The organism is Streptomyces sp. NPDC015346 (assembly GCF_043078785.1).
Taxonomy (GTDB): domain Bacteria; phylum Actinomycetota; class Actinomycetes; order Streptomycetales; family Streptomycetaceae; genus Streptomyces.
Genome location: NZ_JBIBTW010000001.1, coordinates 516,667 through 529,168 on the forward strand (window position 1 = coordinate 516,667; position 12,502 = coordinate 529,168).

At 72.0% G+C, this 12,502-nt stretch carries 14 protein-coding genes; 12 read left to right on the top strand and 2 right to left on the bottom strand.

Going from position 1 to position 12,502, the window contains the following annotated elements; translation table 11 throughout:
- Window positions 1-16 precede the first annotated feature (16 nt).
- The 3 genes from ACF06X_RS02290 to ACF06X_RS02300 are packed head-to-tail and all read left to right on the top strand — an operon-like array spanning window position 17 to window position 2,342.
- Entirely contained in the window at window positions 17-376 is a 360-nt protein-coding gene (locus ACF06X_RS02290; protein ID WP_158987180.1) for a histidine triad nucleotide-binding protein, read from the top strand.
- Between the two features lie 47 nt (window positions 377-423).
- Complete coding sequence (locus tag ACF06X_RS02295; protein WP_392285273.1) at window positions 424-1,326, top strand: ribonuclease Z; 903 nt, start codon at window positions 424-426, stop codon at window positions 1,324-1,326.
- An 11-nt stretch (window positions 1,327-1,337) separates the two neighbouring features.
- Window positions 1,338-2,342 (top strand): adenosine deaminase, encoded by a 1,005-nt coding sequence (locus ACF06X_RS02300; RefSeq protein WP_392285274.1) that lies wholly within the window; start codon window positions 1,338-1,340, stop codon window positions 2,340-2,342.
- Window positions 2,343-2,369: 27 nt separating this feature from the next.
- Here the strand turns inward: ACF06X_RS02300 and ACF06X_RS02305 are convergent, their stop codons facing one another.
- Window positions 2,370-3,707 (bottom strand): MFS transporter, encoded by a 1,338-nt coding sequence (locus ACF06X_RS02305; RefSeq protein ID WP_392285275.1) that lies wholly within the window; start codon window positions 3,705-3,707, stop codon window positions 2,370-2,372.
- A gap of 263 nt (window positions 3,708-3,970) precedes the next feature.
- Between ACF06X_RS02305 and ACF06X_RS02310 the strand changes: the two genes are divergently transcribed.
- The 5 genes from ACF06X_RS02310 to ACF06X_RS02330 all read left to right on the top strand — a co-directional run bounded on the left by ACF06X_RS02310 (window position 3,971) and on the right by ACF06X_RS02330 (window position 8,484).
- Window positions 3,971-5,083: a PfkB family carbohydrate kinase gene (locus ACF06X_RS02310; RefSeq protein WP_392285276.1), complete on the top strand. Its 1,113-nt coding sequence runs from the start codon at window positions 3,971-3,973 to the stop codon at window positions 5,081-5,083.
- Between the two features lie 191 nt (window positions 5,084-5,274).
- A complete protein-coding gene (locus tag ACF06X_RS02315) occupies window positions 5,275-6,297 on the top strand; it encodes a PhoH family protein (protein WP_392285277.1) in 1,023 nt (340 codons plus the stop codon).
- A 12-nt stretch (window positions 6,298-6,309) separates the two neighbouring features.
- Window positions 6,310-6,813 carry an rRNA maturation RNase YbeY gene (gene ybeY, locus ACF06X_RS02320; RefSeq protein ID WP_392285278.1) on the top strand — a complete coding sequence of 168 codons (504 nt, stop codon included), beginning with the start codon at window positions 6,310-6,312 and terminating at the stop codon, window positions 6,811-6,813.
- 34 nt (window positions 6,814-6,847) lie between these two features.
- Window positions 6,848-8,134 carry a hemolysin family protein gene (locus ACF06X_RS02325; RefSeq protein ID WP_392285279.1) on the top strand — a complete coding sequence of 429 codons (1,287 nt, stop codon included), beginning with the start codon at window positions 6,848-6,850 and terminating at the stop codon, window positions 8,132-8,134.
- The gene (locus tag ACF06X_RS02330; protein ID WP_392285280.1) at window positions 8,131-8,484 is read left to right on the top strand and encodes an MmcQ/YjbR family DNA-binding protein; all 354 of its coding nucleotides are present in this window, start codon (window positions 8,131-8,133) and stop codon (window positions 8,482-8,484) included. Before ACF06X_RS02325 ends, ACF06X_RS02330 begins: the two co-directional genes overlap by 4 nt.
- Window positions 8,485-8,537: 53 nt before the next feature.
- Here the strand turns inward: ACF06X_RS02330 and ACF06X_RS02335 are convergent, their stop codons facing one another.
- Entirely contained in the window at window positions 8,538-9,947 is a 1,410-nt protein-coding gene (locus tag ACF06X_RS02335) for an MFS transporter (RefSeq protein WP_392285281.1), read from the bottom strand.
- A gap of 91 nt (window positions 9,948-10,038) precedes the next feature.
- On the opposite strand from ACF06X_RS02335, the gene ACF06X_RS02340 reads away from it, so the two are divergent.
- From ACF06X_RS02340 to ACF06X_RS02355, 4 genes are all read left to right on the top strand, one after another.
- Window positions 10,039-10,926, top strand: coding sequence for a helix-turn-helix transcriptional regulator (locus ACF06X_RS02340; protein WP_392285282.1), 888 nt, complete (start codon window positions 10,039-10,041; stop codon window positions 10,924-10,926).
- Window positions 10,927-11,046: 120 nt separating this feature from the next.
- On the top strand, window positions 11,047-11,769 hold the full coding sequence (locus ACF06X_RS02345; RefSeq protein WP_392285283.1) for a hypothetical protein: 723 nt from the start codon (window positions 11,047-11,049) through the stop codon (window positions 11,767-11,769).
- A 27-nt stretch (window positions 11,770-11,796) separates the two neighbouring features.
- Window positions 11,797-12,159 (top strand): cytidine deaminase, encoded by a 363-nt coding sequence (locus ACF06X_RS02350; RefSeq protein ID WP_392285284.1) that lies wholly within the window; start codon window positions 11,797-11,799, stop codon window positions 12,157-12,159.
- 180 nt (window positions 12,160-12,339) lie between these two features.
- Window positions 12,340-12,492 (top strand): hypothetical protein, encoded by a 153-nt coding sequence (locus ACF06X_RS02355; RefSeq protein WP_392285285.1) that lies wholly within the window; start codon window positions 12,340-12,342, stop codon window positions 12,490-12,492.
- Window positions 12,493-12,502: the final 10 nt, after the last annotated feature.

Genomic DNA, 12,502 nt, shown 5'->3' on the forward strand with positions numbered 1-12,502 from the left:
CGAGGAGGCCCGGACCATGGCCGGAGAGCCGCAGAGCGACTGCCTGTTCTGCAAGATCGCGGACGGGGAGGTTCCGGCGACGATCGTGCGCGAGACGGAGACCACCGTCGCCTTCCGGGACATCAACCCGCAGGCACCCACACACGTCCTCGTCATCCCGCGCCTGCACTACCCGGACGCGGCCTCGCTCGCCGCCGCCGCGCCCACCGTGGCCGCCGACGTGCTGCGCGAGGCGGGCGAGATCGCCGCACAGGAGAAGGTCGTCGACAGCGGCTTCCGGATCGTCTTCAACACCGGGACCGGGGCCGGCCAGACCGTCTTCCACGCCCACGCGCACGTCCTCGGCGGCCGCGGCCTCAACTGGCCGCCCGGATAGCCCGTCGACGTACCCCGTCGAACAACCCATTGAAGTGAAGGCCTGCCTTGTCCGTACGTGAACTGGTCGTCCTCGGCACCGCGAGCCAGGTGCCGACCCGGCACCGCAACCACAACGGCTATCTGCTGCGCTGGGACGGGCAGGGCATCCTCTTCGACCCCGGCGAGGGCACCCAGCGCCAGATGCTGCGGGCCGGGGTCGCCGCCCATGACCTCGACCGGATCTGCGTCACGCACTTCCACGGCGACCACTCCCTCGGGCTCGCGGGCGTGATCCAGCGGATCAACCTCGACCAGGTGCCGCACCCGGTCACCGCCCACTACCCGGCGAGCGGGCAGCGCTTCTTCGAGCGGCTGCGGTACGCGACCGCCTACCGCGAGACGGTGAAGCTCATCGAGACCCCGGTCGCCGCCGACGGCCCCCTCGCCGTCACCGACACGTACACCCTCGACGCGTACCGGCTCTCCCACCCCGTCGAGTCGTACGGCTACCGCCTCACCGAGCCCGACGGGCGCCGCATACTTCCCGAGCGGCTCGCCGCGCACGGCATCAAGGGACCGGACGTGGGCCGCATCCAGCGCGAGGGCGTGCTGAACGGCGTGACCCTGGACGAGGTCAGCGAGGTCCGGCGCGGGCAGCGCTTCGCCTTCGTCATGGACACCCGGCTCTGCGACGGGGTGCGGGTGCTCGCCGAGGGCGCCGACATGCTCGTCATCGAGTCGACCTTCCTCGACGAGGACGTCCGGCTCGCCACCGACCACGGCCATCTGACGGCCGGTCAGGCCGCCACGGTCGCGCGGGACGCGGGCGTACGGCATCTCGTCCTCACCCACTTCTCGCAGCGGTACAGCGATCCCGCCGAGTTCGAACGCCAGGCACGGGCGGCCGGGTTCGACGGCGAACTGAGCATCGCCCAGGATCTGATGAGGGTCCCCCTCCCCAAGAGATAGACGAAACACCCATGTCCCTCCCCCTCCCCAAGGCCGAACTCCACCTGCACATCGAGGGCACCCTCGAACCCGAGCTGGCGTTCGCGCTGGCCGCCCGCAACGGCGTCACCCTGCCGTACGCGGACACCGAGGAGCTGCGCGAGGCGTACCTCTTCAGCGATCTGCAGTCCTTCCTGGACCTCTACTACGGGCTGATGGCCGTCCTGCACACGGCGGACGACTTCACCGAGCTGGCCGACGCGTATCTGGCACGGGCCGCGGCCCAGGGGGTACGGCACGCCGAGATCTTCTTCGACCCGCAGGCCCACACGGCGCGCGGGGTGCCGATCGGCACGGTGATCGAGGGTCTGGCCCGTGCGCTGGACGGGGCCGAGGAGCGGCACGGCGTCTCCACCCGGCTGATCATGTGCTTCCTGCGCGACGAGCCGGCCGAGTCGGCGATGGCGACCCTGGAGGCGGCGAAGCCGTATCTGCACCGGATCACGGGCGTCGGCCTGGACTCGGCGGAGGTGGGCCATCCGCCGTCGAAGTTCCGCGAGGTGTACGCGGCGGCGGAGGCGCTCGGCCTGCGCAAGGTCGCCCACGCGGGCGAGGAAGGCCCGCCGGCCTACATCCGGGAGGCCCTCGACGTCCTCGGCGTGGAGCGGATCGACCACGGCCTGCGCTGTGTGGAGGACCCGGAGCTGGTGGAGCGGCTGGTACGGGAGCGGGTGCCGCTGACGCTCTGCCCGCTGTCGAACGTACGGCTCCGGGCGATCGACGTCCTGGAGGACCACCCGCTGGCCTCGATGCTGGCGGCGGGCCTGATGGCGACCGTCAACTCCGACGACCCGGCCTACTTCGGCGGCTACGTGGGCGACACCTTCGACGCGGTACGCAACGCGCTGGGCCTCGACCGCGAGCAGATGCGGACCCTGGCCCGCAACTCCTTCGAGGCGTCCTTCCTCGACGACGACGAGGAACGGCGGGCGCGGTACCTGGCCGAGGTCGAGGCGTACGACTTCGACGCGGAGTAGCCGCGGGCGGCGTGGCGCCCTCGGCACCTACCCCCGGTCGCCGGGGCGGGCCAGGCGGTAGGAGCGCTGGGCCGTGGGGCGGCGGCGGGTGGGGACGCGGACGGGGGTGACCTGCTGTTCCGGGGCGCCCATCTGCGGGACCAGGCCGGTGGCCGCGGTCGTCGTGCCCGCGAGGACCGCCGCCGGGGCGCCGCCGCGGCGGCGGACGGAGCCCGGGACCAGGGGGCGGCCCGAGGTGTGCAGGGCGACCGCCGTCATCGGGGCCGCGACCAGCAGGAGCAGGGCGCACAGGATCAGGCCCATGCCCGGGTAGCCGGCCTGCGCGGACAGCACGCTGCCGGTGACCGGGCCGCAGGCCACGCCCAGCGAGGACGCCGAGCCGACCAGCACCGCCCAGCGGCCGCGCGGGTCCAGGGAGGCGGCCAGGCCCAGCAGGTAGGACAGGACGACCGGGTAGAAGACGTTCCACAGGATCTCACCGGTCGCGAAGGCCGCCAGGCTCTCGGCGCCCGAACTGACCAGGACGCAGAGGGCGATGACCACCGTGCCCGCCCCGACCGGCACCGCGCGGCCCAGCCGCGAACCGAGCACACCGGCGCCCAGGACCCCCGCGAGACCCGCGCCGAGCGCCACCGCGAAGACCGCGCCGACGGTGACCTCGCCGAGGCCCGCCTGCGTGACGCCGATCCGGCCGCTGACGCCCCACAGGGCGTTCTGCGCCAGGGACCAGAGCAGGATCGCGGCGGCGAGCACCGCGCCGGAACGCCGGTGCGGGAGCGGGCCGCCGAGCCCGCCGCGAGCCGCGGCCCGGGCAGGCGTCCGGTCGCCGGCCGGCCCCGGGAGGCCGGCCGTCAGCGGCCACACCAGCGCTGCCGTCAGCGCGATCGACGCGAAGGGCAGCGCGTGGCCGCCGCCGAGGTGGGGGAGCGTCAGATAGAGCGCGCCCGCCGTCGCCGAGACCGAGAGCAGACCGAGCGTCGAGGCCCGGTGCGGATCGGGCTGCGCCGCGATCCCCGCCGCGGCCACCGCGAGCGCCGTACCGGAGCCGAGACCGCCGACGACCGCGCCGCCGACCACCAGCGGGACGCTCGCGGTGAGCGCCGCCGAGCCGTATCCGACGCCCATCGCGAGCAGACCGACCCTCGCCGCCCGCCGCGGGCCGAGCCGTTCCACGCGCGCGGCCAGCGCGAAGCCGGCCGACGCGGAGGCGAGCAGGAGGACCGAGCCGACCAGGCCGGCCTGGGCGGGGGTGAGTCCGAGTCCGCCCGAGAGCCGGCCGACGACGGTCGGGAGCAGGTACGGGGCGAGATAACCGGCCGTGAACAGGGCGACAAGGGGCCCCAGAGCACGCGGGCGCGACGACATGGGCGTTCCAGGGAACAGAGGAAAAGGGGGTGGAGCGCCCGGTGTTGCACGGGATCGCGGCACCATGTGTATCAAGCGACCGGCGGCCCGGAGAAGCCCGGAGAGGGTGGAATCGCTCCATTCCTCTTGTGATCTGAGTCACAAGGTGGTTTGGAGGTTGATGGGGTGGGTAGGGGGCGCCGCTCTCTTCGCTGCGTCACCCCCGTCACGCCACCCTCATCGGGCACACTGGGCTGATCCGCACCACGTTCGGGGAGGCCTCCGTGACCACAGCAAGGGGAGAGCAGCAACACGACGCCGGGGTCGACCCGTTGGTGCGCCTGCGCGAGCCCACCGACCCCGAGTGCGACGTCTTCCTCACCGGCACGGTCTTCCTCGACATCATCTTCACCGGCCTCGACAGCGCCCCCGTCCGGGGCACCGAGTCCTGGGCCAGGGGCATGGGCTCCAGCCCCGGCGGCGTCGCCAACATGGCCACCGCCCTCGCCCGCCTGGGCCTGCGCACCTCGCTCGCCGCCGCCTTCGGCGACGACCACTACGGCGAGTACTGCTGGGACGCCCTGGAGCAGGGCGAGGGCATCGACCTCTCGCTCTCCCGCACCGTCCCCGGCTGGCACTCCCCGGTCACCGTCTCCATGGCGTACGAGGACGAGCGCACGATGGTCTCGCACGGCCACGAGGCCCCGCCGCTGGACGGCGCCCTGCCCGCCTACCCGCCGCACGCGCGCGCCGCCGTGGCCTCGCTGGTGCCCGGCCGCGCCGAGGAGTGGGTCGCGCAGGCCGCCCGGGGCGGCGCCAAGGTCTTCGCCGACGTCGGCTGGGACGAGACCGGCGGCTGGGACCTGGGCGGCCTCACCGACCTGGAGCACTGCGAGGCGTTCCTGCCCAACGCCCAGGAGGCCATGCGCTACACCCGTACCGACAGCCCGAAGGCCGCCGCCCACGCGCTCGCCGACCGGGTCCGTTACGCCGTGGTCACCCTCGGTGCGGAGGGCGCCTACGCGGTCGACGGCGCCACCGGCGAGACCGCCGAGGTCCCGGCCATCCAGGTCTCCGCGCTCGACCCCACCGGCGCCGGTGACGTCTTCGTCGCCGGCTTCGTCACCGGAACGCTCGCCGACTGGCCGCTCGCCGACCGGCTCGCCTTCGCCGGCCTGACCGCCGCGCTGTCGGTCCAGGAGTTCGGCGGCTCGCTCTCCGCCCCCGGCTGGGGCGAGGTCGCCGCCTGGTGGCAGCACGTCCAGGGGCACGCCTGCCAGGACCCGGAGGCCCTGCGCGCCCGCTACGCCTTCCTGGAGGCGCTGCTGCCCGCCGCCACGCGCCCGTGGCCCCTGCGCCGGGCGGTCCCCACCATCGGCTTCCGCCGCTCGGCCTGAGCACGCGCCCGAGCCCCCGGCCGAGCCCCCGGCCCGGACCTCGCGCGGCACTCACACGGCAAGCGGCCCGGACCTCGCGCGGTAAAAGGCTTCGGCCTTGTCAGTGACAAGTCGTAGGCTTGGTGTCCGAGAGGTTGTCGAGCAGCGAGAACCCTGCAACGGGAGGTATGTGCAGGCCACAGTGCCGGCCCATGACTCAGACACCCACAGCCCCCAATGGCGCACCGGGCGAGACCCGCGCCCACTTCACCGTCCCCGCGAAGCACCCGATGGTGACCGTTCTCGGCTCTGGTGACGCCCTTCTGCGCGTGATCGAGAACGCGTTCCCGAAGACCGACATCCATGTCCGGGGCAATCAGGTCAGCGCGGTGGGGGACGCCGCGGAAGTCGCGCTGATCCAGCGCCTGTTCGACGAGATGATGCTGGTGCTCCGCACCGGACAGCCGATGACGGAGGACGCAGTGGAACGCTCGATCGTCATGCTCAGAGCGAGCGAGACGGGCACGGCGGAGGCAGGCCAGGAGACCCCGGCCGAGGTGCTCACCCAGAACATCCTCTCCAGCCGCGGCCGCACCATCCGCCCCAAGACCCTCAACCAGAAGCGGTACGTCGACGCGATCGACAAGCACACCGTCGTCTTCGGCATCGGCCCCGCCGGCACCGGCAAGACGTACCTGGCCATGGCCAAGGCGGTCCAGGCCCTGCAGTCCAAGCAGGTCACGCGGATCATCCTGACCCGGCCGGCCGTCGAGGCGGGCGAGCGGCTCGGCTTCCTGCCCGGCACGCTCTACGAGAAGATCGACCCCTACCTGCGGCCGCTCTACGACGCGCTGCACGACATGCTCGACCCCGACTCGATCCCGAAGCTCATGGCCTCGGGCACGATCGAGGTCGCGCCGCTGGCGTACATGCGAGGCCGGACGCTCAACGACGCGTTCATCATCCTCGACGAGGCGCAGAACACCAGCCCGGAGCAGATGAAGATGTTCCTGACGAGGCTCGGCTTCGACTCGAAGATCGTCATCACCGGCGACATCACCCAGGTCGACCTTCCCGGCGGCACGAAGAGCGGTCTTCGCCAGGTCCAGGACATCCTGGAAGGCGTCGACGACGTGCACTTCTCGCGCCTCACGTCCCACGACGTCGTACGGCACAAGCTCGTCGGCCGTATCGTCGACGCGTACGAGCAGTACGACAGCCGCAACGGGAAGTAGTAACAGAGCACCATGTCGATCGACGTCAACAACGAGTCCGGAACCGAGGTCGACGAGCAGGCGATCCTCGACATCGCCCGCTACGCCCTCGCGCGGATGCGCATCCACCCGCTCTCCGAGCTCTCCGTGATCGTCGTCGACGCGGAGGCGATGGAGCAGCTCCACATGCAGTGGATGGACCTTCCGGGCCCCACGGACGTCATGTCCTTCCCGATGGACGAGCTGCGTCCGCCGTCGAAGGACGACGAGACGGCGGAGCCCCCGCAGGGGCTCCTCGGCGACATCGTGCTCTGCCCCGAGGTCGCCGCCCAGCAGGGCAAGGACGCGCCGACGCAGCACTCCATGGACGAGGAGCTCCAGCTCCTCACCGTCCACGGAGTGCTGCACCTGCTCGGCTACGACCACGAGGAGCCGGACGAGAAGGTGGAGATGTTCGGCCTCCAGGCCGCCATCGTCGACGGCTGGCGCGCGGAGAAGGGCCTGACCGGCCCCTCCCCGGCGCCCACCGTCTCCTGAGCCCCCGACGAACACGACGGACCCGACGAACCCGATGAACGCATCGCTGATCTTCGGCGCGGTCGCCCTGATCGTCGTCGCCTGGCTCGCCGCCTGCGCCGAGGCCGGCGTCGCCCGCGTCACCAGCTTCCGCGCCGCCGAGGCCCTGCGGGCCGGGCGGCGCGGCGCCGACAAGCTCGCCCTGGTCGCCTCCGACCCCACCCGCTACCTCAACGTGGCACTCCTCGTCCGCGTCGCCTGCGAGATGGCGGCCGGGGTCCTCGTCACCTATGTGTGCCTGGAGGAGTTCTCCGCGACCTGGGAGGCGCTGCTCGTCGCCATCGGCGTGATGGTGCTCGTCAGCTACGTCGCCGTGGGCGTCTCGCCGCGCACCATCGGCCGCCAGCACCCGCTCAACACGGCCACCGCCGCCGCGTACGTCCTGCTGCCGCTGGCCCGGATCATGGGGCCCGTCCCGCAGCTGCTCATCCTCATCGGCAACGCGCTCACCCCCGGCAAGGGCTTCCGCAAGGGCCCCTTCGCCTCCGAGGCCGAGCTGCGGGCCATGGTCGACCTCGCCGAGCAGGAGCAGCTGATCGAGGACGACGAGCGCCGGATGGTGCACTCCGTCTTCGAGCTCGGCGACACGCTCGTACGCGAGGTGATGGTGCCCCGCACCGACCTGGTCTGCATCGAGCGGTACAAGACGATCCGGCAGGCGCTCACCCTGGCACTGCGCTCCGGCTTCTCGCGGATCCCGGTCACCGGCGAGAACGAGGACGACATCGTCGGCATCGTCTATCTGAAGGACCTGGTCCGCAAGACGCACATCAACCGCGACGCGGAGGCGGACCTGGTGTCGACGGCGATGCGGCCGGCCGCCTTCGTGCCGGACACCAAGAACGCGGGCGACCTGCTGCGGGAGATGCAGCAGGAGCGCAACCACGTCGCCGTCGTCATCGACGAGTACGGCGGCACGGCCGGGATCGTCACCATCGAGGACATCCTGGAGGAGATCGTCGGCGAGATCACCGACGAGTACGACCGCGAGATCCCGCCGGTCCAGGAGCTGGGCGACGGCCGCTACCGCGTCACCGCCCGCCTCGACATCGGAGACCTCGGCGAGCTGTACGGCTTCGGCCCCGACGAGTACGACGACGAGGACGTGGAGACGGTCGGCGGGCTGCTCGCCAAGGCGCTCGGCCGGGTGCCGATCGCCGGCGCGAAGGCGGTCGTGGAGCTGCCGGACGGGCGTTCGCTGCGGCTGACCGCCGAGTCCCCGGCGGGCCGGCGGAACAAGATCGTCACGGTGCTCGTGGAGCCGGAGGGGAAGCCGGAATGACCCCCGACCAGCTGCGCGCGTTCTGCCTGGACCTCAACGACGCGACGGAGGAGTTCCCGTTCGGCCCGGAGGCCTCGGTCTTCAAGGTCGCCGGGAAGATGTTCGCGCTCTCGGCGCTGGACGCCGAGCCGCTGAGGATCAACCTCAAGTGCGAACCGGAGGAGGCGGAACGGCTCCGCGAGGAGTACCCGGCCGTCGCCCCCGGCTACCACATGAACAAGCGCCACTGGAACACCGTGACGGTCGGCGGGCTCCCGGACCGGATGGTCCGGGAGCTCATCGAGGACTCCTACGACCTGGTGGTCGCCGGCCTCCCGAAGGCGGTACGGCTCCGCCTGGACCGCTCGTAGTCCACACGGCTGCGCGGCGCGGCTCAGGCCTGCTCGCCTCAGGCCCGCTCGGCTCAGGCTCGCTTCCGCAGGCCCAGCGCCACGAGCAGGCCCGTGGCCACCACGATGGCCGCGTTCACGGCGAGGACCGTGCGGACACCGTCGTAGAGATCGCCGCCCGTGGTCGCCAGGACGCCGAGCAGCGGGATGCCGACGGTGATGCCGACCTGCTGGGTCGTCGTCACGAGACCGGTCGCGAGCCCCTGCTCCTCGTTCGGGACACCGGAGGTGACGATGAGCCCGTACGAGATGATCGCGCCGAGGTGGCACATGCTCGCCAGCGAGACGCCGACGGTCGCGAGGAGCGCCCCCGAGTCCGAGCCGATGCCGAGCAGCAGCGCCACGAAGAGGCCCTGGCCCAGCAGCGAGAACACCAGCGTGCGGCCCGCGCCGATCCGGCCGATCACCTTCGCCGCCACCGAACCGACCAGGATCGAGAGCAGCCCCTGCACGCCGAAGACGAGACCGGTCGCGAACGCCGAGAGCCCCAGCGTCTCCTGGAGGTAGAGCGTCAGGACGAAAATGACCGTCGACATCATCGAGAAGGTCACCAGACCGCCGAGGTTGCCGAAGGCGACCGTCCTGCGGCGCAGCATCGGCAGGCTGACCAGCGGGGCGTCGTGCCGGGACTCGACGACCACGAACGCCGCCAGGAGCAGCACGCCCAGGACGAGGGTCACCCGCACGTCCGCGCCGCCGAAGCCGTGCTCGGCAGCGGTCGACAGGGAGTAGATCAGGGCGAGCAGGGCGCCGGTGACGGTGACCGCTCCGGGCAGGTCGAGCCGCGGCCGCTCGGGCGTGCGCGATTCGGGCAGCAGACCCGGTGCCAGGGGCAGCAGGATCAGCGTGAACAGGGCGAGCAGCCCCATCGTCGAGCGCCAGCCCAGGATGTCCGTCATGACGCCGCCGAGCACCATCCCGATCGTGAAGCCCAGGGACAGCACGGTGCCGGAGACGCCGAGCGCGCGGTCCCGCTGCGGGCCCTCGGGGAAGGTGGTGGTCAGCAGGGACATGCCGGTCGGCACGATCGCCGCCGCCCCCAGACCCTGGAGGGCCCGTGCGATCAGGAACGACGCCGGGTCCCAGGCGAAGGTGGCGAGGAGCGAGGCCGCGCCGAAGAGGGCGAGACCCGCCAGGAACAGCTTCTTGCGCCCGTAGAGGTCGCCGGTACGCCCGAAGAGCAGCAGGAACCCGCCGGAGGGCAGCGCGAAGGCCGTCACGGCCCACTGCAGCGCAGACTGTCCGAGACCGAGGTCGGCGCCGAGGACCGGCAGGGCGACGTTCAGGACGGAGAAGTCGAGCGCCACCATGAACTGGGCCGCGCACAGCACGAAGAGGATGAGCCGGGCCCGGCCGGTGAGCGACGGGGTGGGGGCTCCCACAGGAGTCGTGGTCGGGGTGTCGGTGTAGGTGTCGGTTGCCATGGCGACCACCCTCGGCTCGCGGGAACATCCGTGGGGAGCGGGAACTTATCCTGTTGGTCGCACCACCAGGCTGCTCAGGGGGAGGAAGCACGTGGCCACTGCGGTCGAGAGCGACGCCGCCAAGAGGCACCGACTCGCCGAACTGCGCGAGTTCCTGATGAGTCGTCGGGCCCGGGTGACCCCCGTCGAGGCCGGCCTTCCCGACGGCGGCGCCCGCCGGCGTACGCCCGGTCTGCGCCGTGAGGAGGTCGCCGTCCTCGCGGGCGTGGGCGTCTCCTGGTACCAGTGGCTGGAGCAGGGCCGCGACATCACGGTCTCCCCGCAGGTGCTGGACTCGGTGGCGCGCGTGCTGCGGCTGAGCGCGATCGAGCGCCGCCACCTGTACGTCCTCGCCGGACTCAACCCGCCCGCGCCCGAGGTCGATCCGGCGGCGCGGGGCATGTGCGCGGGCCTGCGGCGGCTGATCGACGCGTGGATGCCGTTCCCCGCCCACATCATGGACGTGTACTGGAACACGATCATGTACAACGAGTCGGCGTCCGTCGTCCTCGGCATGCGGCCCGAGATCTCGCAGAACTGCCTCGTCTCGTTCTTCACCGACCCGATCTACCGCTCCCGGTCGACCGACTGGAAGCGGCTCGCGCCGCAGGTCGTCGCGCAGTTCCGCGCCGCCTGCTCGGAGTGCCCCGACGACGAGGGCTTCCGCGCGGTGGTGGAGGAGGTGAAGGCGGCGAGCGAGGAGTTCGCCGAGCTGTGGGAGCGGCGGGACATCTCGCCGGGCGGCCAGATCCGCAAGGAGATCGAGCACCCGCTCGTCGGCGTCCTGCACGTGGAGTCCACGCAGTTGCGGGTGCCCGCACGCCCGGACCTGACGATCGTCATGCACACCCCGCTGCCCGTGGCGGACACGGCGGCGAAGCTGGAATGGCTGGTTTCCCCGGAGGGACGGCGCGGGGCGATGTTCCCCCTGGCGGGCTGAGCAAGGCCGTCCGGGGCGCACAGGATTGTCACAGGCGCCGTATATCCTCCACGGCGTCCGTACACCGCGATGGCGTACGGCAGTTCCGCTCACCCTCGCACCACTCAAGGACCCATCACCATGCGCGCTCGCATACGCCACGGCCTGGCCGCGGCCCTCGCCGTCTCCGCCCTCTCCCTGACCGCCGCGTGCGGTGGCGGCGACGCCAAGGACGACACGAAGAAGGCGGCCGACAAGCCGGCCGCCGACTCCACCTCCGCCGCACCGGCCGCCGCCGCCCCGCTGACGGCCGAGCAGATGACGGCCGCGACCCTGACCCTCAAGGACCTGCCCACCGGCTGGAAGAAGGGCTCGGCCGACCCGGACCAGATCCAGGCGAAGGCCGACAAGCCGGAGTGCCAGCCGCTCGCCGGCTTCATGGCCGACACCATCACCGGGGCGACGATGGGCCCGTCCGGCAGCTTCGAGCGCACCAGCGACACGACCGGGATCGACAGCCAGGTCTTCACCTTCCCGGCCGCCGGTGCCACGGACTTCTTCAAGGCGCTGAGCACCTCCGTGGACACCTGCAAGGGGTTCGCCGCCGAACTCCAGGGCATGAAGATGACCGTCACGGCCGAGAAGATCACCGGCCCGGAGGCCGGGGAGGAGTCGCGCGCGTTCCGGCTGAAGATGAAGATCGCCGACATGGCCATGACCGTCGAGTCGAACCTCCTCGTCGCCCGGCAGGGCACGGGCGTGCTCCGTGTCTCCCACGTGCCGCCGAACGCCTCCGGCCACAAGGACTTCGACGCCCTCGCCAAGCTCGCCGCCGACAAGTTCGTCAAGGGCGCGCAGAGCTGATCCCGCGCCCCGACCTATGCTCGGGGCATGACACTCAAGCCCGACCACGGCGACCTCGGCGCCGAGGACCTCAAGATCATCACGCTGGCGCGCAGCGCCCGCGCCCGCAACGGTGTGCCCGAGGGCGCGGCGGTACGTGACGAGACCGGCCGGACCTACGTGGCCGGGACCGTGGAGCTGGAGTCGCTCAAGCTGAGCGCGCTCCAGACCGCCGTCGCGATGGCCGTGGCCAGCGGCGCCCAGTCGCTGGAGGCCGCGGCCGTCGTCTCGACCGCCGACGCCGCTTCGGACGCGGACCGCGCGGCGGTACGGGATCTCGGCGGGCCCGAGACCCCGGTCCTGCTCGCCGGGCCCGACGGACAGCTCCGCGCGGCGGTCACCGCCGGCTAGGGCCGTTCCCCCAGGTCCACCGAACGCCCGAAGAGGGCCCGGCATCCCGCCGGGCCCTCTTTGCGCGCTTGTGAAGCTGCTCGCCCGCGACCTGGCGACGGTCCCTCCGAGCTGCTGCCCCGCCAGAAGATCCGGCTCACCGAGCGGTGGACCGGATCGCCGCAGTTCGACTGGGGTGGCGTGACCCTCACGGCGACGGCGAAGGACGTACGGGAGTCCGGGCGGGTGTCCTTCCTCGCGCTGCCCTGGCTCGCCGCCGCGGTGGTGCTGACCGGGGGAGTGGTGGCTCTCGTGGGCCTCCGGGTACGGCGTCGGCGGGCACTGGGTACGTGAGGCGGCCCGG